The sequence below is a fragment of the Mucilaginibacter lappiensis genome (assembly GCF_050433765.1).
Lineage (GTDB): Bacteria > Bacteroidota > Bacteroidia > Sphingobacteriales > Sphingobacteriaceae > Mucilaginibacter > Mucilaginibacter lappiensis_A.
On record NZ_JBNPWP010000012.1, the window covers coordinates 25,783 to 48,457 of the forward strand.

22 protein-coding genes and 1 tRNA gene are annotated in these 22,675 nt (G+C 41.5%); 4 read left to right on the forward strand and 19 right to left on the reverse strand.

What is annotated here, in order from left to right:
- Nucleotides 1-131 precede the first annotated feature (131 nt).
- The 10 genes from M2273_RS26605 to M2273_RS26650 all read right to left on the reverse strand — a co-directional run bounded on the left by M2273_RS26605 (nucleotide 132) and on the right by M2273_RS26650 (nucleotide 11,622).
- Complete coding sequence (locus M2273_RS26605; protein ID WP_429400816.1) at nucleotides 132-698, reverse strand: K(+)-transporting ATPase subunit C; 567 nt, start codon at nucleotides 696-698, stop codon at nucleotides 132-134.
- Nucleotides 699-720: 22 nt separating this feature from the next.
- Nucleotides 721-2,751 carry a potassium-transporting ATPase subunit KdpB gene (gene kdpB, locus M2273_RS26610; RefSeq protein WP_429400817.1) on the reverse strand — a complete coding sequence of 677 codons (2,031 nt, stop codon included), beginning with the start codon at nucleotides 2,749-2,751 and terminating at the stop codon, nucleotides 721-723.
- Between the two features lie 13 nt (nucleotides 2,752-2,764).
- A complete protein-coding gene (kdpA, locus tag M2273_RS26615; protein WP_429400818.1) occupies nucleotides 2,765-4,480 on the reverse strand; it encodes a potassium-transporting ATPase subunit KdpA in 1,716 nt (571 codons plus the stop codon).
- Nucleotides 4,481-4,491: 11 nt separating this feature from the next.
- Nucleotides 4,492-4,569 (reverse strand): K(+)-transporting ATPase subunit F, encoded by a 78-nt coding sequence (gene kdpF, locus M2273_RS26620; protein WP_169611101.1) that lies wholly within the window; start codon nucleotides 4,567-4,569, stop codon nucleotides 4,492-4,494.
- A 260-nt stretch (nucleotides 4,570-4,829) separates the two neighbouring features.
- Nucleotides 4,830-6,176: a sigma-54-dependent transcriptional regulator gene (locus M2273_RS26625; protein WP_429400819.1), complete on the reverse strand. Its 1,347-nt coding sequence runs from the start codon at nucleotides 6,174-6,176 to the stop codon at nucleotides 4,830-4,832.
- A 132-nt stretch (nucleotides 6,177-6,308) separates the two neighbouring features.
- The gene (locus tag M2273_RS26630) at nucleotides 6,309-6,512 is read right to left on the reverse strand and encodes a YqaE/Pmp3 family membrane protein (RefSeq protein ID WP_310102883.1); all 204 of its coding nucleotides are present in this window, start codon (nucleotides 6,510-6,512) and stop codon (nucleotides 6,309-6,311) included.
- Nucleotides 6,513-6,587: 75 nt separating this feature from the next.
- Nucleotides 6,588-7,127, reverse strand: a complete 540-nt coding sequence (locus M2273_RS26635) for an acyl-CoA thioesterase (RefSeq protein WP_429400820.1) — start codon at nucleotides 7,125-7,127, stop codon at nucleotides 6,588-6,590.
- Between the two features lie 220 nt (nucleotides 7,128-7,347).
- On the reverse strand, nucleotides 7,348-8,604 hold the full coding sequence (locus M2273_RS26640) for a type IX secretion system plug protein domain-containing protein (RefSeq protein ID WP_429400821.1): 1,257 nt from the start codon (nucleotides 8,602-8,604) through the stop codon (nucleotides 7,348-7,350).
- Between the two features lie 125 nt (nucleotides 8,605-8,729).
- The gene (gene abc-f / locus M2273_RS26645; RefSeq protein ID WP_429400822.1) at nucleotides 8,730-10,652 is read right to left on the reverse strand and encodes a ribosomal protection-like ABC-F family protein; all 1,923 of its coding nucleotides are present in this window, start codon (nucleotides 10,650-10,652) and stop codon (nucleotides 8,730-8,732) included.
- 199 nt (nucleotides 10,653-10,851) lie between these two features.
- Complete coding sequence (locus tag M2273_RS26650) at nucleotides 10,852-11,622, reverse strand: SGNH/GDSL hydrolase family protein (protein WP_429400823.1); 771 nt, start codon at nucleotides 11,620-11,622, stop codon at nucleotides 10,852-10,854.
- A gap of 169 nt (nucleotides 11,623-11,791) precedes the next feature.
- On the opposite strand from M2273_RS26650, the gene M2273_RS26655 reads away from it, so the two are divergent.
- Nucleotides 11,792-12,835 (forward strand): quinone-dependent dihydroorotate dehydrogenase, encoded by a 1,044-nt coding sequence (locus M2273_RS26655; RefSeq protein WP_429400824.1) that lies wholly within the window; start codon nucleotides 11,792-11,794, stop codon nucleotides 12,833-12,835.
- Nucleotides 12,836-13,063: 228 nt separating this feature from the next.
- On the opposite strand, the gene M2273_RS26660 is transcribed toward M2273_RS26655, so the two are convergent.
- From M2273_RS26660 to M2273_RS26670, 3 genes are all read right to left on the reverse strand, one after another.
- Nucleotides 13,064-13,237, reverse strand: a complete 174-nt coding sequence (locus tag M2273_RS26660; protein WP_429400825.1) for a spore protein — start codon at nucleotides 13,235-13,237, stop codon at nucleotides 13,064-13,066.
- Between the two features lie 33 nt (nucleotides 13,238-13,270).
- Nucleotides 13,271-13,341: transfer RNA gene (locus tag M2273_RS26665), tRNA-Cys, on the reverse strand.
- A 50-nt stretch (nucleotides 13,342-13,391) separates the two neighbouring features.
- On the reverse strand, nucleotides 13,392-14,141 hold the full coding sequence (locus M2273_RS26670; RefSeq protein ID WP_429400826.1) for a TrmH family RNA methyltransferase: 750 nt from the start codon (nucleotides 14,139-14,141) through the stop codon (nucleotides 13,392-13,394).
- Here M2273_RS26670 and M2273_RS26675 point away from each other — a divergent pair.
- On the forward strand, nucleotides 14,132-16,483 hold the full coding sequence (locus M2273_RS26675) for a BamA/TamA family outer membrane protein (RefSeq protein WP_429400827.1): 2,352 nt from the start codon (nucleotides 14,132-14,134) through the stop codon (nucleotides 16,481-16,483). The two genes, M2273_RS26670 and M2273_RS26675, sit on opposite strands and share 10 nt — an antisense overlap.
- A gap of 163 nt (nucleotides 16,484-16,646) precedes the next feature.
- Here the strand turns inward: M2273_RS26675 and M2273_RS26680 are convergent, their stop codons facing one another.
- Both M2273_RS26680 and M2273_RS26685 read right to left on the reverse strand, forming a co-directional pair.
- On the reverse strand, nucleotides 16,647-17,180 hold the full coding sequence (locus M2273_RS26680) for a hypothetical protein (protein ID WP_429400828.1): 534 nt from the start codon (nucleotides 17,178-17,180) through the stop codon (nucleotides 16,647-16,649).
- 62 nt (nucleotides 17,181-17,242) lie between these two features.
- Nucleotides 17,243-17,740: a TspO/MBR family protein gene (locus M2273_RS26685; RefSeq protein WP_429400829.1), complete on the reverse strand. Its 498-nt coding sequence runs from the start codon at nucleotides 17,738-17,740 to the stop codon at nucleotides 17,243-17,245.
- Between the two features lie 193 nt (nucleotides 17,741-17,933).
- On the opposite strand from M2273_RS26685, the gene M2273_RS26690 reads away from it, so the two are divergent.
- Nucleotides 17,934-18,305: a hypothetical protein gene (locus tag M2273_RS26690; RefSeq protein ID WP_429400830.1), complete on the forward strand. Its 372-nt coding sequence runs from the start codon at nucleotides 17,934-17,936 to the stop codon at nucleotides 18,303-18,305.
- 2 nt (nucleotides 18,306-18,307) lie between these two features.
- On the opposite strand, the gene M2273_RS26695 is transcribed toward M2273_RS26690, so the two are convergent.
- Nucleotides 18,308-18,712 (reverse strand): hypothetical protein, encoded by a 405-nt coding sequence (locus tag M2273_RS26695; RefSeq protein ID WP_429400831.1) that lies wholly within the window; start codon nucleotides 18,710-18,712, stop codon nucleotides 18,308-18,310.
- A 141-nt stretch (nucleotides 18,713-18,853) separates the two neighbouring features.
- On the opposite strand from M2273_RS26695, the gene purU reads away from it, so the two are divergent.
- The gene (gene purU, locus M2273_RS26700) at nucleotides 18,854-19,678 is read left to right on the forward strand and encodes a formyltetrahydrofolate deformylase (protein WP_429400832.1); all 825 of its coding nucleotides are present in this window, start codon (nucleotides 18,854-18,856) and stop codon (nucleotides 19,676-19,678) included.
- A gap of 106 nt (nucleotides 19,679-19,784) precedes the next feature.
- On the opposite strand, the gene M2273_RS26705 is transcribed toward purU, so the two are convergent.
- The 3 genes from M2273_RS26705 to M2273_RS26715 form a co-directional block, all read right to left on the reverse strand.
- Nucleotides 19,785-21,245: a glycoside hydrolase family 30 protein gene (locus tag M2273_RS26705; protein WP_429400833.1), complete on the reverse strand. Its 1,461-nt coding sequence runs from the start codon at nucleotides 21,243-21,245 to the stop codon at nucleotides 19,785-19,787.
- Nucleotides 21,246-21,817: 572 nt separating this feature from the next.
- Entirely contained in the window at nucleotides 21,818-22,198 is a 381-nt protein-coding gene (locus tag M2273_RS26710; RefSeq protein ID WP_429400834.1) for a chorismate mutase, read from the reverse strand.
- A gap of 112 nt (nucleotides 22,199-22,310) precedes the next feature.
- Nucleotides 22,311-22,673: a hypothetical protein gene (locus M2273_RS26715; protein WP_429400835.1), complete on the reverse strand. Its 363-nt coding sequence runs from the start codon at nucleotides 22,671-22,673 to the stop codon at nucleotides 22,311-22,313.
- Nucleotides 22,674-22,675 lie beyond the last annotated feature (2 nt).

A 22,675-nucleotide genomic window follows, 5' to 3' on the forward strand; every position in this document is an offset into this window, starting at 1 on the left:
TTAGGTTATTTTTTAATCTCCCCCTTTTGAGAGAGGCTGTATTGGCTTTGTGCGACGGCAGGGGTGTGTTCTTCTTAGTTTTAAAACAACACACCCCTACCCTCCCATGAGAGGAATCGCACAGTCCCGGTTCATTTCTTTAATTCGTCTAAAGCCACATTTAGTTTAAGCACATTTACTTTGGCCGGGCCAAATAAGCCCAACATTGGCTTTTCAGTATGTTCATCAACCAGTTTGGTTAATTGATCGGCTGATAAACCGCGTGCTTTGGCTACGCGGGCAACCTGTACCTGTGCTCCTGCGGATGACAAATCAGGATCCAAACCACTGCCCGATGCGGTAACCAGTTCGGCAGGGATCTGTGCACGGGTTACGCCAGGGTTGTGTTTTAAGAAATCCTGGATACGACCCTCTACCTGTTTCAGGTAATCGGGGTTTGAAGGACTTTTGTTTGAACCGCCTGAACCGGCCGCATTATAATCAACAGCCGATGGGCGTGACCAGAAGTATTCGTCTTTAGTGAACTTTTGGCCTTCGTTTGCATAGCCAACTACACGGCCTTTGTAAGATATGGTTTCGCCATCACCGTGACCGGGAGTTAATTTACCTACACCGGCTATGGCTAAAGGGTATATGCCTGCAGTTATTACAATCAGTATGAGCGTTAACTTTAATGAGGGCAACAAATATGTTTTCATTTTATTTAAGATTTTTAGATAATTATATAAAGAATGCTACCGCAAGGTCTATCAGTTTAATACCGATAAAGGGGATCAGAATACCGCCAAGTCCGTATATCAATAGGTTGCGGCGTAATAGTCCGCTTGCACCTATCGGTTTATATTCTACACCGCGCAAAGCCAATGGTATCAATAAGGGAATAATGATCGCGTTAAAGATCACCGCTGATAATATGGCTGATTGCGGACTGTGCAGGTCCATAATGTTCAATGCTTTTAAAGCAGGGATGGAAACCATGAACAAAGCCGGAACAATAGCAAAGTATTTGGCCACATCATTGGCAATGGAGAATGTAGTAAGTGTACCGCGTGTCATGAGCAGTTGTTTACCGATCTCCACGATCTCAATCAGTTTGGTCGGGTCATTATCCAGATCCACCATGTTACCGGCCTCTTTGGCTGCCTGTGTGCCACTGTTCATGGCTACGCCAACATCAGCCTGTGCAAGGGCCGGGGCATCGTTGGTACCGTCGCCCATCATGGCAACCAGTTTACCACCTTGCTGTTCTGCCTTAATATAATTCATTTTATCCTCAGGCTTGGCCTCAGCAATAAAGTCACCTACACCAGCTTTCTCAGCAATAAATTTGGCAGTTAAAGGATTATCTCCGGTTACCATTACGGTTTTAACACCCATTTTACGCAGGCGCTCAAAACGTTCGGCTATGCCAGGCTTAATAATGTCCTGTAATTCGATAACACCCAGGATCTGTTCATTTTGTGATACGACTAAAGGAGTACCTCCGTTTGAGGAGATCTTTTTAACGTTATCCTCCACTTCGGCAGGGAATTGATGACCGGCCTTGAGTGCAATGTTACGGATAGAATCAAAAGCCCCTTTGCGGATGCGTAAGCCGTCAGGCGTATCCAAACCGCTGGAGCGTGTTTCGGCAGTGAATTTAATAAATACGGAATCTTTTGGGACTTTTACAGATGGTACCGTTTTATCTTCCCCGGCCAGTTCCACAATTGATTTACCTTCGGGGGTTTCATCAGCCAGTGAACTTAAAACACAGGCGGTAACAAAGTCCTGCTGTTTAATACCATTAGCCGGATAAAAATTGGTGGCCTTACGGTTACCTATGGTAATAGTACCTGTTTTATCCAACAGCAAAGTGTCCAAATCACCGGCAGTTTCAACAGCCTTGCCCGATTTCGTAATCACGTTGGCACGCAATGCCCTGTCCATACCCGCAATACCGATGGCCGATAAAAGGCCACCGATAGTTGTAGGTATTAAACATACAAATAAGGATATAAAAGCAGCTATAGTTATGGGCGTATTGGCATAATCACCAAATGGTTTCAGGGTAACACATACAATCACGAAGATGAGCGTAAAGCCGGCCAGTAAAATAGTCAAAGCTATCTCGTTTGGTGTTTTCTGGCGTGATGCACCTTCAACCAGCGCGATCATTTTATCCAGGAAGCTTTCACCTGGCTGGGTGGTTACCATGACCTTGATCCTATCGGACAGTACTTTGGTACCGCCGGTCACGGATGATTTATCACCGCCTGATTCCCGGATCACCGGGGCAGATTCACCCGTAATGGCTGATTCATCAATGGTAGCAATACCTTCAATGATCTCACCATCGGTAGGGATGTTGTCGCCTGTTTCGCAGATAAACACATCCCCCTTTTTTAACTGGGACGACATCACCTTAGTTTCTTTGCCGTTAACCAGCAAACGGGCCGGTGTTTCTTCGCGGGTTCTGCGTAAGCTTTCGGCTTGTGCTTTGCCACGTGCTTCTGCAATCGCTTCAGCAAAGTTGGCAAACAATACGGTTAATAATAAAACGATGAACACGGTAAAATTATAAGCAAAGCTACCCTGACTTTTATTAGTAAAGGAGTATGCGCTTACTATGAGCATCACAAACGTTCCAATTTCTACGGTGAACATCACCGGGTTACGGAACAGGATGCGTGGGTCAAGTTTGATGAATGATTGCTTTAAAGCATCCTTCACCTGATCGCCCTGGAATAATGTATTTTGAGTTGATTTCATTTTTTTACGATGATTATTTTAAGGAAAAGTGTTCGGCAATAGGACCTAATGCCAGTGACGGGAAGAATGCCAGGGCAGCAATGATTATGATCACCGCGAAGATCATCACCCCAAAAGTTGAGGTATCACTTTTAAGCGTTCCAGCCGATTCCGGAATGAATTTTTTATTGGCCAGTAAACCGGCAATAGCCAGTGGACCAATGATTGGCAGGAACCTTCCCAGGATCATTACTATACCTGTAGTAACGTTCCAGAAAATATTACCATCGCCCAAACCTTCAAAGCCCGAACCGTTATTGGCTGCTGACGAGGTGTACTCATACAGCATTTCAGAAAAACCGTGGTTGCCCGGGTTATTCAGCCATGCCGATGGTTTTACTGCCCAATCTGCACCGGGCATATGTACCAGCACGTATGATGATATGGCTAAACCTACAAGTATGATAAAGGGGTGCAGCAAAGCGATCAGTGATGCGATCTTCATTTCGCGGGCCTCTATCTTGCGGCCAAAAAACTCCGGTGTTCGCCCTACCATCAAGCCCGAAATAAATACGGCTATGATGATGAAGATGTAAAAGTTTAAAAAACCTACCCCGCAACCACCATAAAAACAGTTCACCATCATACCCATCAGCATCATTGTACCGGATACCGGCATGGCACTATCGTGCATGGAGTTTACAGAACCTGTTGATATAATGGTGGTCATGATGCTCCAGTAAGCTGAGTTAGCCGGGCCAAACCTTACTTCCTTGCCTTCCATGGCACCGGTTGGCTGACTGACGCCCATATGTGCAATAGCCGGGTTACCATTCAGTTCGGCGTTCATGGTTGGGATAAGCAGTAACAGCATTCCGAGGGTCATCACCCCAAAAATCACGTAGGAGAACTTCTTTTTATTGAGATAAAAACCTAAAGCAAATACCAGGGCAATGGGTATTAAACATTGTGCTACCAGCTCGGTAGTATTGGTTAAATAGTTAGGATTTTCAATAGGATGAGCCGAGTTGGCACCAAACCAACCGCCTCCGTTTGTGCCCAAATGTTTAATAGCAACTAAGGCTGCAACCGGCCCACGTGATACGTGAACGGTATCGCCCTGCATACTGATAAAGGTATCTTTACCGGCATAGCTGGTAGTCATGCCGTTAAAAGCAAAAATAACAGCTATAACAAATGATATAGGCAGCAATATACGGGTAATGGATTTTACGAAGTAATCCCAAAAGTTACCCAGCTTGTCGGTCACTTTATCCTTTAATGCCCTGAATAACACAATGAGCGCGGCAATACCTGTTGCAGCCGAAACAAAGTGCAGGAACATAAACACAAAATGCTGTGTAAAATAAGTAGCGCCGCTTTCGCCAGAATAGTGCTGCAGGTTACAGTTCACTAAAAAGCTAATGGCGGTATTAAAGGCAGTATCTGCCGATTGACCGGCGTTACCATCGGGGTTAAGAGGCAGGTGGCCCTGGGCCATTAAACAAACAAATGCATAAATAAGCCACACGCTGTTAATAGTAAGCAGGGCAAATAAATGCTGTTTCCAGTTCATTTCTTTTTTGGTATCGATGCCGCTGAAACGGAAAATGAAACGTTCCAGAGGGGCCATAAAGTCAAGCCATGTTTTTTCGCCTTTAAAAACACGGGCGATATACCGGCCTAATAGAATTGCCAGGGCAAGCGTGAGCAGGTAGGTAAATACTACACCTGAAATTTCAGTGTTCATGGTTTTAATAATTAAAATTTTTCGGGTTTAAGCAGCACGTACACCATGTATATAAACACAGCTATGGCCACAATGAATAATGCGATCATGATGATTAGATTTTTTCGAAGTAATTAACTGATTTGAAGAAGAGCCAGAAGATGGCTATAAAGGCCACCACATAAATAATAACTTGTAAAACATCCATTGTATTAAGTTTTTACAGGATGCTTTACCAAGCAGATGCCATAAAAAGCAAAATCCAATTAAATAGCTGTTTTTCAGCTATTTAATTGGATTTTGGTAAATAAAATGAGGTTTATAATTAAAATAAGTCTATCATTTTGATAGGTGGTTATCAAAGTGGGAATTACTCCAATCCGTATTCTTTAAGCTTACGGTAAAGTGTGGCAACGCCGATATTCAAAAGATGGGCGGCTTCGGAACGGTTACCGCGGGTATGGTTCAATACGCGTTGTATATGGAGTTTTTCGACAGATGAAAGATCAAATGCAGAGATGGGGCTGCCTGCCTTTACCTGCTGTTGCTGAATTTCGTATGGCAGCAGACTTTCGTCCAATACATTACTATCAGCCAGTATTACGGCACGTTCAATAATATTTTTCAATTCGCGGATGTTACCGGGCCAGTCATAGGCTTCCAGTTTATTAACGAATGTATCACCTAACACATTTATTTGTTTTTTAACCTTTAAGGCAAAGTACTGCATAAAATACTCTGCCAGTAGTTTGATGTCCTTTTTACGCTCGCGCAGGGCTGGTAAAGTGATCTGGAAAACCGATAAACGGTAAAACAGATCGGAGCGAAAATGACCTTCGGTAATTTCGGTTTGCAGGTTGCGGTTGGTTGCGGCCAGTATGCGCACGTTAACCTGTGTGGGTTTGGTATCGCCAATTTTTAAAAACTGCTGTGACTCCAGAACCCGGAGCAATTTGGCTTGCAGATCATGATCAAGCTCGCCAATTTCATCTAAAAATATGGTTCCGCCGTTGGCTTCTTCAAACAGACCTTTCTTATCTTTTAGTGCGCCCGTAAATGAACCGGCTTTGTGGCCAAATAATTCGCTTTCCAACAATTCTTTAGTAAAAGCGCTGCAATTTACAGCCACGAATGATTTGGTGCTGCGGTTACTGGCCTGGTGAATGGCTTCGGCAAAAATTTCCTTACCGGTACCGGTTTCACCTAATAATAAAACAGTGGTATCGGTTAAAGCTACTTTTTGGGCCAGTTTGATCACATCACTGATGGCTGTTGATCTGCCTATTAGCCTGTCAAAACCAAATTTATCATTTAGCTTACTTTGCAGCTCTATCACCGTTTGCTGCAACAGTGCTTTATCCATGGCCTTGCTTACCAGCGGGATGATCTTTTCGTTATCATCGCCCTTGGTTATATAATCAAAAGCGCCTGCCTTTATCGCCTTTACACCATCGTTAATGGTGCCATAGGCGGTCAAAACAATAATTTCGGTAGCGGGATAGTTTTTTTTGATGGTTTCAGAAAGGGTAATACCATCAATATCGGGCAGCTTAACATCGCTCAATACAACCTGAATATTTTCCTGTTGTAATTTGCGCAGACCCTCTTTAGCATTGGCCGCGGTAAATACCTCATGCCCTTCCAATTGCAGGATACGGGCAAGCAGATTACGCAGCCGTTCTTCATCGTCAATTATTAATAGCTTACCTTTTTGCATCCTTCAGATGTGCAGATTTTAGATGTGCAAATGTGCAGATATTATTTCGGATGCACATATTTTAGGAATGCAGATTTCAAATAACTAAAATCATTACATATCCGCACATCTAAAATTTGCACATCTGCACATTTACCAAGCTCTTGCCCTGCGGGTTGCCCGCATCAGTTGGCGGTGCCTTTTGGCCTCGTAGTAATCATTGGTTACCAGTATGGAATGTATTACACCGGGTATCCAGAAAAACAGGGTTAAAAAAATATTCAATATAAATGCCCCGATCCTGCCGGTTGTTAAGATGGCCAGGGGAGGAAGTAAAAAACATAAAAAGTATCTCATGGCTATTAGTTTTATCAGCTGATACACCGTATCATGTACTGGTTAGACAATAAAGATAAATTTTTGTTACTGAAATTAATCGCGCAGGTTTAGCGGGAGTTGTTCACCAAAGAAAAGGGCTTTCAGTTCGGTTGCATCATTTGGCAACATTTTACCACCGAGGATCAGACGCAGCTGGCGACGACGCAGTGCACCCTCAAAAAGCGCGATCTCGTTATCGGTTTCGGGCAATAATGGCGGCACCTGTGTTTTTTGTCCGTCACCATCCAATGCTACAAAAGTATAATACGCCTCGTTACTTTTTACTTTAGTGCCCGACGGGATGTTTTGCGCCCATACATCCATCCTTACCTCAACTGAGGTAGTGAACGCCCGGGTTACCTTGGCTTCAATGCTGATCACATCGCCCAGTTTAATTGGCGACTGAAACGATACGTTATCAACAGATGCGGTTACCACAATACGGTTACAATGCTTTTGTGCCGATATAGCGGCGGCAATATCCATCCAGTGCAGCAGGCGCCCGCCCATCAGGTTATTTAATGTGTTGGTATCATTGGGTAATACCAGTTCATTCATGATGGTATATGATTCTTTGGGCGCTTTTCCTGTCATTGGGTATGATTTTTATGCAAAGATACATTTTTTAAGCTGAGGGTAAATCAAGGGCAATATAAACCGCAGACGACTCACCCTGGCTGAATTTTAGGGTAGAGGGTTGAGAGCTATTATAAAATTGTCATCCTGAGGAACGAAGGATCTATTCACGAACTATGCATGTTGGATAATAGATACTTCACTGCATTCAGCATGACAAACTATATCAAAAATCTATTTATTTCTTCACCGTATTCAATTCCCTGAAACCTACCAACTCATCCCAGCGGGCTGCGGGCGGGCGATAGTAAACCAGTACCTGGTAATCATTTTCGGTTTCAAAGTAACTTCCTTCCAATGATACGTCGTCGGCCTTTTTTGTTTTATTATCAACCCAAACGTACTCATAATCATATACGCCCTGTTTTAAAAGCAGGTTGATGTAATATTTACCATTTTCGCCAAAGGTCATTTTGCTGCGGTCATCCAGCTTGTAATCATTAAACTGGCCAACAATATAAGGGCTGCCCTCAGCTTCGGGTTTGTTGGCGGCCAGGCTGAAATATACATGGGCATAATCGGCATCAACGCGCGGATCGCGGCCATCCTGGTTCAGCACAAAAAATTTACCGTCGTTATCATAAAGCAAAATATAACCTGGACCATTGCGCACAGGATCTGTTAATAAAACCACGGTGTTTGAGGTATCCTTAACAATACGTGCAATATGCTGCGAGTTTAGTTTCAAGGTACGGGTATCAAACAGCCTGAACTCGTTACGGCCCGGAAAATCATTAATGGCAACATCATTATAAATGAGCTGCGACCCTCGAACATATGTAGGCTGGGTATTTAAAATGCCAGTTTCGGTACGGGCATTCTGCATAATAAAGGTCCGCACATCGGTAGATGGGTTTTGAACCGGAAGGCCAGTATAATCAATAGTAAAATTTATTTTTTGATTGGTTTGCCGTGTCTGCACATTTGGAGATGCTATCACATCGGCGGCTATGGCTACCCTTTTGCCTACCACATATAACCTGCGGGTAAGTACCAGTTTAGACTGGTCGCCATCCTCATAAACTTTGAGCACATAATTACCCGAAAGCTTAGGAGCAATGTTATTATTAGGTATTTTTAGTTCGTAATGGGTATATTTTTGAATGGTACCTGTGGAGTAGGTATAATCATACATGCGGTCGTCAGCGAAACTTTGCAGATACTCGGCCGGCGACAAGTTCGATGAGTTCCACCTGGTATCGCAATGCTCAATGGTGTATGAATAACTACGGCTGCCGCCCCGCAGATCATCAAAAGCCAGCTGTACTTTTTCGTCAGATCCTAAAGCTATTGCCGGGAACGAGCCTTGCTTTTTGGTGTTATAAAACTCCACACTTTTAATGGCAGAGTTATAAATGTTGTTATTGTATGGAGATTGGGCAAAGCTTTTCTGGAAGACGAATAGGAGAATAAGTAGATAGAAGTGTTTTCTCATATAGGACAGCTATTAATTCCATTTACTCATTATGTCTTTGCGAGCGTAGCAATCTCTTTACCCAAGTTCATCACTCATCATGTGAGATTGCTTCGTTCCTCGCAATGACATAGTATAGTTTTATACTACGCTTCCAATTCCAAAATCTGCTCGGCCAATGTTTCCCACTTTTGCTGAATTTGTTTCAGTTCGGTTTGTTTTTGGGTGTAGGCAGCGTTGGTTTCTTTTAGTTTGGCGCCGTCAGTATAAATTTTATCGTCGGCCAGTTTGGCTTCCAGTTGCTTTACTGTTTTATCAAGGTCGGCAATTTGCTCTTCCATTTTGGCCAGGTCCTGGTTCAATTTTTTAAGCTGCTGAAACTTATTTTCGCCTTGCTGTTGTTTAACCGGTTCGGGCTTTTTCTCTTCCTTTTTTGGCTGAGGTGCCGGTGCCGCTGTTTTAGGCTCTAACTTACGTTTTGATGCCCATTCGTCGTACTCGGCATAGGTACCCGGGTAAATTTTTATTTTTTGATCTTCAATAAACCAGATTTTGTTGGCCACATTGTCCAGGAAATACCTATCGTGCGATACTACAATAAAGGTACCTTCATACTGCTCCAAAGCCTGGATCAGGATGTTTACCGATTGCATATCCAGGTGATTGGTAGGCTCATCCAGTACCAGGAAGTTAGCATCGGCAGTAAGCGCCTTGGCTAAAGCAACACGTGATTTTTCGCCTCCGGATAATACCTTGATCTTTTTAAACACATCATCACCGGTAAACAAAAACGACCCTAATATGGTACGGAGCTCAGTATCTGTATGTTTTGGGGCAAATGCCTGCAGCTCTTGTAATATTTGGTGTTCCAGGTGTAATGATTCCAACTGGTGCTGTGCAAAAAAGGTAGTAGTTACGTTATGACCGGTGGTTACTTTACCTTTATAATCCTGATCGGCCGAGGCAATGATGCGTAACAGGGTCGATTTACCTTTACCGTTGGCACCAATCAGGGCAATTTTGTCGCCTTTTTCAATTACAGCTTCGCCACCATTAAGAATATCAATAGCAGGATATTTTTTAACAATATCCTCTAAAGTTACCACATGTCTGCCCGATTGTTTGGAGAAACGGAAGGCGAAGTTAACTGATGGATTATCATCATCCACATCATCAACACGCTCCATTTTATCAAGCATTTTGATACGTGATTGCGCCATTTTTGCTTTAGATGCCTTGGCGCGGAAACGTTCGATTAAACGCTCCTCTTGTTTTATTTTTGACTGCTGGTTTTTAAACTCACCACGCTGAATTTCTTCGCGTTGGGCTTTTTCTTCCAGGTAAAATGTGTAATTACCAGCATAAACAGTCAATTTACCTTTGCGCGATTCAACTGTGCGATTGATCACCTTATCCAAAAACCACCTATCGTGCGATACAATAATGATGGCGCCGTTAAAAGCTTTCAAATAATCTTCCAGCCATTGAATTGATGGTAAGTCAAGGTGGTTGGTAGGCTCATCCAGCAGCAGGATATCAGGCGCCTGCAACAGGATCTTAGCCAGCATCACCCGCATACGCCACCCTCCAGAGAAAGTGCTTAACTTACGCTGGCAATCGGCTTCGCTAAAACCTAAACCGGCTAAGATTTCGTGAGCCTTATATTCAATATTATAGCCATCAAGCAGTTCAAACTCGTGCTGCTTATCGCTAAGTTTATGTAAAAGATCTTCTGTATAGTCTGTTTCCAGCTTTTTAAGTAAAACTTCTATCTCATCATGTAATTGATTCTGGCGCTCAAAAGCCTCCATAGCCACGTGCACAATATTTTTATCAGATGAGTATGACAGCAAATCCTGGTTAAGGTAACCCATGGTTAGGTCCTTAGCCATTGATATGGTGCCCGATGTAGGTTTATAGTCGCCTACAATAATTTTTAAAAGGGTGGTTTTACCGGTTCCGTTGGCGCCAATAAGGCCAATTTTTTCTCCGGGTTTTATATGCCAGTTGGCTTCATCATAAAGGGCCCGCGCACCAATCTCAAACGTAAGGTTATTTATAGCAATCATTTGCGCGCAAAGATACAGTTTTGAGGTGAAATTTAGGTGAAAGGATAAAGGCAAAAGGTGAAAGGTGATGTCGAATAACGAATTTTGAATTTCGAATGATGAAATAGCACCGATTTTTACCTCATTATTCGAAATTCAGCATTCAATGCACGGCATTAAAAAACCTTTTGCCTTTTACCTTTTGCCCTTTACCTACAAACTATCCCAGCACTGCCTTAAGCCAGGTTTGCGCCATCAGGGCCTCGCCGGCAACGCTTGGATGTACACCATCAAGGCTCCAGTAAGTTGCGGGTGTAGATTCAATCGCTTTGTCAAAAGCTGATTGGTAAGGTACAAATATGGCCCCAAATTCAGTTGCAATATCACGGGCCGCTTTACCAAACTGGTTAAATGTGGGGTACCATTTATCGTCAACCGCCTTAACCCCTTTTGAGGCAAATGGCTCGCAGATCACCAGTTTAACATCAGGCAGCGCTTGTTTGGTGCGGGTAAGCAATTTTTTATAGTCCTCAATATAATTTTCAATAGTACCCTTGTAACTCCCGTTTAAAGTATGCCAAAAATCATTTACACCAATATGAATACTTAAAACATTGGGTTTTAAAGCCAGGCAATCAGTATCCCAACGGTCGGCCAGCTGATAAACCTTATTGCCGCTGATCCCCTTGTTGTATATCTGCAGGTTTTTATCAGCATGATCAATCAATAATTTAGATGCTGTTATCAAAGCATATCCCGATCCCAGGGAACTGGTTGTATTGGGTTCGCTTTTTTTATGATCGCGGCCCCAGTCGGTAATGGAATCACCCTGAAATAGCACTACATCACCTGCATTAAACCTTAACCGTGACGGCTTTTTTTCGGCAGCTAAAGCTGCTGATACTATTTGAGGGATGCCAACGGCGGCCAGGGTGCCTACTGAAGCTGTTTTGATAAAATTACGACGGCTGGGTTTAAATCTATTGAGCATAATTTAGTTTATAGATAGTTATAACAGAATTTTCGAATTTACTTATTTACCTGAATTTTTTAAACTTTGTTGTTTTTTGTATTATCAATTGAATGATTAATATAATAGCAGGTTAATAAATCATAAATTTCTGGTTTACACACATTAAGTAATGTGCTAACTTCGCAACATGTATTTTTTATTAAAACCCATCCTGTTCCAGTTCGATCCCGAAAAAGTACATTATTTTGTAACCCGCAATTTAAAGCGCTTTAACCGTTTTCCTGGTGGTGCGGCTTTAAACAGGGCTATATGGGATGTAAACAACCCACGGCTTAAAAAAGAAGTGTTCGGCTTGCAATTTAAAAATCCGGTGGGCCTGGCTGCCGGCTTTGATAAAAATGCCGAACTGATGGGCGAAATGGCCAACATTGGTTTTGGCTTTGTGGAGATAGGTACCGTTACTCCCCTGCCCCAACCTGGCAACCCTAAACCCCGCATGTTCCGTTTACCAGAAGATGGGGCTCTCATTAACCGCATGGGTTTTAATAATTTTGGCGTTGATGTTGCAGCAGAACGAATAGCTGCTTTCCGCAGAAATGCTAAAGGAGCCCAAAAGGATTTGATCATCGGTGGTAACATTGGTAAAAATAAGGTTACACCCAACGAAAATGCCGTTGACGATTATATTAAATGTTTTGATCGCCTGTTTGATGTGGTTGATTATTTTGTGGTGAATGTGAGCTCGCCGAATACGCCAGGGCTGCGCGAATTGCAGGAGAAAGAGCCGCTGATGAATTTACTCAATACCCTGCAGCAGCGCAATTCAAAAAACGGCATTAGCCGACCTATCCTATTAAAAATAGCACCAGATTTGACAGATTCGCAATTGGATGATATTGTGGATATTGTACAGCAAACAGGCATAGCGGGCATTATTGCTACAAATACTACCATCAGCCGTGAAAACTTAACTGCTGCCGAAAGTTTAAAAAGTGAAATGGGTGGCCTGAGTGGCAAACCCTTAACCAAACGCTCAACCGAGGTGATCGGGTATCTACATAAAAAATCAAACGGATCATTCCCTATAATTGGTGTAGGCGGCATCCACTCTGCCGATGACGCGATAGAGAAATTACAGGCAGGCGCATCGCTGGTACAGCTTTATACCGGTTTTATTTACGAAGGGCCGGGATTGATTGGCAGGATAAATAAAAGAATATTGTCTGAATAGTTTTTTGTCTGAACCGGGATTAAACAGATTGTGGGATTCTCAGGATTTTTAGAAATCGAGGAAATCCTTTAATCCTAAAAATCCCGGTTCAGACAAAATCAACGAAATCATTTAATCAAAAAAAATCAGCGGTCAAAAATATAGCGCATAAAAAAATCCTGCCGGTTTCTGAAACCAGCAGGATTTATAAGATCATTTAAGCGCTTATGCGCCAAAAAACAAATAGAATTATTTACCTGTAGCGATATCTAAAGCTGCATTGTTTTTAGCTATCTGGCTGTGTTTTGATTCAGCAGAACGGCTTCCGTACTCCAGGTTGGTAGCCAGCTTCAAAAACTGAACTTCTAAACGCGAAGTAGTTTTGTTTTTTCTATCTTTTCTTTTTAAACGTGTAACGCCCATGGTGTTGTTATTTTAAATTTTTTAATACCCTTGAGGTCGGGAGCGGATTCGAACCGCTGTAAAAGGTTTTGCAGACCTCTGCCTAGCCACTCGGCCACCCGACCCTGTTTTTAAGGATTGCAAAAATAGTAATTTATTTATTGGTAGCCAATATTTATTTCATTGAAATTCTTTTTATTTCAGAACACAGTATGGCAGTGGCTATGGCCACATTCAATGATTCGGCATTTCCAGCACGCGGAATGGTTACCGCACTGGTTATCAGCCGCTCAATATCCGGGCTTATTCCGTTGCCTTCGTTGCCCATAACCAGCAAACCTTCATTGCCAAAATTGGTATTATATATATTTTCTCCATTTAACATAGCGCCAAATAAAGGTAGTTCAATTTGGGGTAAAACATGTATAAGATTAACATAATGTATATTTACCCTTGCTAATGAACCCATGGTGGCCTGCACTACTTTGGGGTTATATACATCAACCGTATCTTCCGAGCAAATAATATCGTTAATGCCAAACCAATCAGCTGTGCGTATAATAGTGCCCATATTGCCCGGATCCTGTATGCTGTCAAGCACCAATGAGAACTTTTGTTTCAGGCTGTTATAATTTAATATTGGCCATATTGGTATTTTAACCAAACCAATTATCTCCTGCGGCGTTTTCAATGTGCTGATTTTTTCGAGTTCATTTAATGAAATCTCCTGAAAATTTATTTTTCGGGATAATTTCAGCAATTTTGGGGCAATTGCAGGGGTATGATAAATAGTATCTACCTGGTATGCAGAGTTTATAAATTCGGTAACTGATTTATAGCCCTCAACCATGAAAAGGCCATGTTCCCTGCGGAATTTTTTATGTTGTAAGGATGTTAATAAACTGATCTGTGATTTTGAAAGCATATAGTATACCTGCTGTTTACCGCCTTACAATATTAAGTATTTTGCTGCTCATTATAGGGTCGGGCTGCAGTATTACACGTGGTATTGATAAAAACCAGGCCCTGGTACGCAAAATTACTATTAAGGGGATAGATGAGCAGTTTGCCGAAGCTGCTGTAAACTATGTAGATAAAGAGCAGCAGCCTAACAACTGGCTCAACCTGCAATTTTATTACCTTTTCAGTAAAAAAGGCAAAAAGAACATTGGTGAGGCGCCTGCTATTCTTGATAGTAACCTGGTTGAATATTCGCGTTTTCAGATGGAAAAATATATTCAAAACCGTGGGTATCTTAAAGCCAAAATAACCGACAGCATTATCATCAAAAAACAAAAGGCCGAGCTGGTTTTTACAGCCCAGGAAGGCCCAATGTTCAGGATACGCAAGGTTACGGATAGCATTGCTGATAAAAACATTAAAAACCTGTTTAACCAAAACCGCAACAAAATATCGCACATTTCGCCCGGCGGCCGTTTTGATACCGATAGTTTGGCTCATGACCGCGATGAGCTTTACCTGTTGATGAAACGTAACGGCTATTATGATTTTTACAGGCAGTATATCAATTTCAATTACGATTCTACCTTTAACAATAGTGTGGTGGATGTTAAAATGATCATTGACAATCCTGCAGGCAAAACCGAGCATCCGGTTTATACTATTAATAACACCCTGATCACTATTTCAAAAAGTAACGGGCGCACCCCCGGAAAAGCTGATACCCTGCAAGTTGATTCACAATTCAGGTTTGTTGACTTTTCGGGCAAGTTTAAACCACGAACAGTAATTGATTATACTTTTCAGAAAAAAGGACAGATATACGATATTGATAAACAAACCCTTACTACAACACGTCTTTCGGAATTAAACGTATTTCGTAACGTACCCAACCCTACTTACGAAAAACTGCCTGACAGTACCCACCGTTTAAATACCAAAATAGATATTGTACCGCTCAAACAAATGTCAGACAGGGTTGAGGGCGAGTTCCTGTTTAGCTCGGGCCGTTATGGGTACAACGTTGGTAATACTTTTACAGATCGTAACGTATTTAAACAGGCGGCCATACTACAGGTAAAACTTAACTGGAGCGTTTTATTTGATAATGGACCAAGCGGCAATACAGGTATTCAAAACCAGGAATTCAGGGTGGGTGTTAACCTTATTTATCCCCGTATTTTAACGCCATTCTCCTTCCCGCTTTTGGGTAAATATGGTGTACCGCACACTACCTTCTCCAGTAATTACTCCTTGTTTTTTCAAAAGGGGCTGGTTAAACGCGAAAGCTTTATTAACTCAATAAGTTATGACTTTTTTGAAACCGGCCGCAAACAGCATACCATTACACCCATTAATATTGAGTTTTCAAGAGGTGTAATTGATCCGGCAGCCAAAGATTCCCTGCTAAAGCAAAACAGATACTCTTATGTGTACCTCATTGGCCGTACAACTTTCACTACCGGTAGTCAATATACATTTCAGTATAATGCAATCGAGTTAAACTCTTACAAAAATTTTACCTATTTCCGTGGAAGTTTAGATGTGGGTGGTAATTTCCTTAGTCTCCTTGGCAACACGTTTAATGCACCGAGAGACACAGCCGGGCAACGCAAAATTTTTGGCTATGCCTTTTCTCAATATACCAAAACTGAGCTCGATCTGCGTATTTATCGCAGCCTGGGTGGTGAACGACAGTTTGTATTCCGTATAAATCCGGGGATCGGTATTCCTTACGGTAATAGTAACGCGCTAATATTTGAGAAAAACTTTTATACCGGCGGTGCCAATGATATCAGGGCCTGGCTGCCACGTACCCTGGGCCCGGGGCAATTTAACCGCGGCACCTATTATGGAACTGATACTACTAACCGCTCCCGGTTAAAATACCTGGATCAATTTGGCGAAATAAAAATAATTGGGAACGCCGAATACCGCTATAAACTGGCCGATAACTTTTTTGGAGCCAAGCTAAAAGGCGCCGTATTTATAGATGCTGGTAACGTATGGCGTTTAGGTAAAAAAACCGAAAACCCTAACGGCGAATTCAGGTTTGATAACATTTTACAATCAACCGCTGTAGGGATAGGCACAGGTTTACGCTTCGATCTGAGTTTCTTTGTTTTCAGGCTTGATGCAGCGTTTAAATTTAAAGATCCGCAGTTCAACGGATCAGACCAATGGGTATTATTTAAACATGCCAATGAATTATTTAGCACCGGCCCGTTTAAAAGAGCCTACCTTCAAAGTAATGGTGAAAGCTATAATTTTATGCAGCTGAACTTTGGTATAGGGCTGCCTTTTTAATTTTGAATTATTGGGTTAGTGAATTAACACAACCGCTAAACGGCCTGTCAGTCTGAGCCTGTCGAAGACTCGTAGGCAAAGGCCTCTGTGCGCTACCCTTCGACAGGCTCAGGGTGACAGGCCAATACCTTTAAGCCTTATGCTTTTCCGCTTTAAGCTTCCCTTAAAACATTCCCTTCAAGCCATCAATTATACTCTCAAAAAAGGTGGGAATGCTTAGGCCATTATGGTAATTAAAATACAGGAATATACAGAATATAATTACTGCAATTATGATGAACCGCTTAAACATATAAGCCAGTAATACCAAAGCCAGCGGTATAGCCAGCAGCAATATCCAGCTGATATGGAAGGGACTTAGTTTGCTATCGTGTTTATAGATATAGTACAAGATAGAGTGTGTACCGCTATCATTCATGTGCTTGGCATATAAAAAACTGGAGCGGTCAAGCTTATGCCTGTAAAAGGCGGTACCCTTTTCAAACTTTAATTGCTCCTGAAACCCGTTCATTACAAATGTAAATACGCCGTTTACATTTTCCTGTATTACACCGGCGGTATCAGTTGCAACAACAGCCACCTCATCAACAGCAAATGGATTTTCTTTTATTACAAAGTGATTTATAGCAATTGCATCTGCAAAAACAAAGCTATGAGCGGCCATAACAAGGCAGAATAAGAGTAATAGTTTTTTCATTTTTTTTATAAACCAATTCAATTCTGTACAAAATGCACGCAATAAAAATAGTGTTTTTTGGGCTATCTGTTCAAGAAATATATACTTGCATTTAGCACGCCCGCAAAGCTTACCCACAGCAAATAAGGTATAAGCAACCAGCCCGCAATTTTATTGAACTTATTAAACCAGTTAATGGTTATACCAATACTTATCCACAGTAAAATAATAATAACAAGAGCTCCAAATATTTCATGCAAACCAAAAAACACTATGGACCATAAAAAATTCAAAAATAACTGTATAAAGTAAATTGCCCGGGTAACTTTATAAGCTGGCTTGCGGCTCCTGTGTTTCCAGATCAGGTAAGCGGCTATGGCTATCAATATATACAAACATGTCCATACGGGTGCAAATAACCACGGTGGCGGATTAAACGATGGCTTTTTAAGGGTACTGTACCATCCCGGTATTTCGGGCCGGGTAACAAGTGAGGCCACAAAACCAATGGCCAGCACGATCAATAAATTGATAATAAATGGAAAGAACTGGAATTTCCTGAGTGAAACGGCTGAACTCATAAATTATATCAACCAATTAAACGCCGGTAAGTTTTAAAATAGGGGAATCTGCGTTTTATTAAAAGTATAACTTATTAAAATACAGACAGATATACCACTGTTCCAATTAATTTACAATGCCATTATGTAAGCCTCATTGCTAAAATATATAAATATCTTAGCTTAGCCGCACTGCTTAATTGGGGGTTATAAAATGATAAAAGCTTATAAATTATTTACAGGTTCTGATGGTAATTCGCACATACAAACCGGTACCGTGGCCGAAGGGCAGTTTAATCAGGCTACATCCATCAGGTTTCAGGAATCGCCGCCTCATTCGTTTTATGAATGGCATAATGCACCTGTGGAACAATATGTGATCAACCTATCGGGCACACTTGTATTTGAAACCCAAACTGGCGAAACTTTTATTTTGAAACCGGGTGAAATATTAATTGCTACCGACACAACCGGCACTGCCCACAAATGGCACCTGATTGATGATGAGCCATGGCGACGCGTTTATGTGGCATTTGATCAACCTAACCAGATAAACTTTATCCCTGATGAGCTGCCCAATAGTTAATACTACTTTACCCTCACATATGCAGTGTTAAAACCATCACTTATAAATATATCACTAACAAAAAGACTATCGTTCCTGATAACGAACGCCAGATCATCCGGACCTCCCGTTTTTAGTACATCAATGGTTTCTGTTGATGCGTATTTATAATTACGGACTATTGAAAACTTGCCCTGAGCTATTAAGGAATCGTTTTTAAATCTTTTAAATGTACTATCAGCCTTAAACTCTTCGCTCAAGTTATACCCTGTGCTTTGAGGTGTTACGGTAGATCCGGCTATGCCGCCAACTGATTTTACCCAGCGCCATTTGCCAATTATGGAAGTTGACGTTGGCATCTTATCCTTATTGCAGGAGCTCACACTGCACAGGGTGATCATTGCAAAAATCAAAGTAAAACATTTCATACTATAAGGTTTATATATAAGCCTTTACGCAGGTAATTAGCGCTTTGATACAAAGCATCACCCTTATTTTAAAACCTATAATTATTTGCATAAATAGTGCCTGTTTGTAAATTACAACAAAATTCTTTGTATCATTAAACTATGATTATTGTTATTCAATGTAAGGACCAGGTTGGTTTGGTTGCCTCTATATCTGCCATATTAGCCAAACATCAGCTAAACATTGTTTCGATGCGCGAACATGTTGATAAGGCCGAAAATGTATTTTTTATGCGCCTGGAAGTTGAGGATGGAGATGGGCACCACCTTGAAGGAACATTAAGAGAAGTACTGCCTGCCGACGCCATTATTTCTGTAAACCCCATTCCTTATAAAAAAGTGGTGGTATTGGTCACCAAAGAATATCATTGCCTTGCCGATATACTCATACGTAATCACTTTAAAACACTTGGTGCTACGGTACAATGCGTAATTGGCAACCATACTACGCTGCAAAACATTTGCGAGCGCTTTGATATGCCTTTTTACCACATCTCGCATGAGCAGATTAGCAAGGCTGAGTTTGAACAGCAAATAAACAATGTGATAGCGCAATACGCTCCCGATTATATTGTGCTGGCTAAATTCATGCGTATTTTATCGCCTGCTTTTGTGACAAAATTCCCTATGCGGGTTATTAATATACACCACTCCTTTTTACCGGCATTTATTGGGGCCAACCCTTATAAACGGGCCTTTGAACGTGGGGTAAAACTCATAGGTGCTACTGCCCATTTTGTATCAGACGAGTTAGACGAGGGGCCTATCATTGCCCAGCAGATCATCCCGGTAAATCATTCTTTTACGGCAGCTACCATGGTAAAAGCCGGTCAGGAAATTGAAACCGCTGTGCTGGCAAACGCGCTTAAACTGGTATTTGAGGACAGGGTTTTTGTTTACAAAAACAAAACAGTGGTTTTGGGATAAGTTCGGACATAGGTAACAAAAAACAAATCACTTTCCCTGAAATGATAATGGCGGACCATAAATGATCCGCCATACCTGAGATTTAGTTGATTAGTATAAAAACTTTTTATTCTACTATTAAAGTAGCGATAGAGTGTGGCAGGCTGGTTGTTTTTGCAGCTTTGCCTTTTATCCACAGGCTGTACTCTATTTTTTCGTCCGTTTTATTCATCACCACAACGGCAAGTTTACCATCGGGGTTGATGTAAGCTGTAGTTAATAGCTTATCCCTGCTGGCTACCGCACTAATGCGTTTAGCACCGGGATGAATAAATTTTGAAAAATGACCCAGGTAATAATATGAACTGGTATAGATCAGGTTGCCGGTTTTGGTATCGGCATGTATAGGTGCAAAGCAAAAGTTGCCAACATGGTTGGGGCCGCCTTTTTCATCAAGCAGGATATTCCAGTCGGTCCAGGCTACAGTACCTGCATTAAAATCATTGATCATGGATAGGCCATATCTTTCGCCAAGCGACCAATCATTGACCTTAGCGAGATCAAACTTTTCAATGCAACCTTCAGTAAATATCAGGTTTTTATCAGGGAATGACTCATGTACGCGCCTGGTACTTTCAAACTGCTGGCCTGCACCGGTCCAGGTTTCGTACCAATGGAAACCAACACCCCATACATATTTTGCGGCTTCAGGATCTTCCAATACGGTGCTGGCGCGCTGATAAAGCAAATCGCGGTTATGATCCCAAATGATCAGCTTTTTATCGGCAAGGCCTTGTTTGTGTAAAGTTGGACCTAAAAAGTTTTTTACAAAATCGCGTTCTTCTTCGGCAGTAAACATACATGATTCCCAGGTTTGCTTAGCCATAGGCTCGTTCTGTACCGAAAGCCCCCATACCGGGATACCTTCCTTTTCGTATGCTTTTATAAACTTCACAAAAAAATTGGCCCAGCTTTGGTCAAATTCAGGTTTAAGTTTACCGCCGTGCAATACATCATTATTGTCTTTCATAAAAGCCGGCGGGCTCCAGGGCGAAACAAACAGGTTTAATTTGCCACCAGCGGCAGCCATAGCGGCTTTTATAAATGGTATACGGTAAGTTTTATCATGGGCGATGTCAAATGTTTTGAGGTCGGCGTCGCCTTCTTTAACATAGCTGTAGCTTGCACTCGAAAAATCGCAGCTTTGAATATTGGTACGGGCCATGGTATAACCAATGCCTTTGTCTTTATCGTAATACGCGGTTAAAAATTCTTTTTGTTTATCTTTTGGCAACTTGTAGAACACCTCGGCCGAGGCATCGGTTAAGGCGCCACCCACGCCAAGCATGGTTTGGAATGTTTTAGCTGGATCAACAAAAACTGAAACATCGGTTTCGGCGGGCTGTGGTTTATCAGAAAACTGAAGCGTTTCGGTTGAAGTAAACTTATACCCTGCTTCTTTCTCAGAAACAATTACCTTAACCGTTTTATTATTTATAGAAAAAGGTGAGGCACCCTGGGCATTTACAAAACCAGCCTTTGCTAAGCCACCTGCGATTAAGCAGGCAATTAAAAATTCTTTCTTCATGATTTATTGTAATAGGAAGCCGGGGCTTGAACATCGCTTATATTTAGCGTTTCCGGCAATTCAAATTTATTAAAGTTAATCAGAATAAAGCAAATAGACTCGTATAAATAATTGATTTATAATTACTTGGTATAAAATTGATACGGTTTAATACCGGACTTATTTAGCGTCAAAAAATCTCATAATCAGGCTGTTCCGTCTGGAGCGGCCGGCTCTGAATTAAATTTTGATGCGGTTTAATACAAAATTCGATTGTGATTAAATTAGATCCTATTGACAGGGGGATCACATATATTTGAACCAATTATCAAGTAAAGTGTCATTCTCATATATTTCTATATCATAGCTGCCTTCACTGTCGGGGAATAACTGAAGACCGTTTCTATTACTCGAAATTCTTACTGCTCATGAAAATTCCATTGCGCAATTGACAGCAATAAGTTTGATAGAATTACCAGGCTCAACCCTAAATATAATTGCTTCAGGTTCTAACTGAATTTCCAGCTGATCGTCATTCTCCCATAAAAAAAACTCTATGATATGGTTGTTAGCGTTTTGGATCCTGGTACTCATTACTTTTGTGCCTTGATTTCCTCTTCTATCCGCAAGCTTTCTTTATGTATGGCATTCATTAATTCGGTAACAAAAGTTTCTGATAATCCTTCTTTTTTACCGGCTTCAATACTTTTTTGAATCACCTGCTTAAAGCGGTCGGCCTGAAGCGCCGGGATGTTGTTTTGGGCTTTATAAACACCTATTTCCTTTACCACTCTTTCCCGCTCGCCAAGTAGTGTTATCAGTGCCTTATCCAGGGAATCAATCTTCTTCCGGCTTATTTGCAAAGTTTGGTCGGTGCTTTTGGGAGTTTTCATTGGTGCTGATTGTGCGCTAACTAAGCTGTAACTAAACAGAGAGACTACAAATAATCCTAATACGCGGCTATAAAATTTCATATTCATATGTTTTTAACAGATTAAACCAGCTAAATATTATAGTTTTTTTTAATTATTTACAAAAAAAGCAGGTATTAATAATACCTGCTGCAACTAAAGGTTATATCAGGTTTTACCTACCATCAGCATTATGACCATGTTTAATCATATCCTTAACAGCCTGGGCCAAAAATTCCTTGCCGCCATCATCAAGCATGGTTTGTTTGCCGCCGTCATTCAGTTCATAAGTGATCCTGCCATGATAGTCGCTTTCGGCTATTAACTCCTTACCGTCCCTGGTATATTTTACATAGCCATTTGGCGAAATACTTTTAATGGCCGTACCTTCGGCATTAAAATAAGTTTGGCCAAGGTATTCTATCCTTACCTTTATACCATTGCCGTTCTCCACAATAGTGGTATGTCTTTTCCCTGTACCGCAGGCAGTTACCAGCGCTATTAAACCCATTGCAGCAATTAATTGTAGTTTTTTCATGA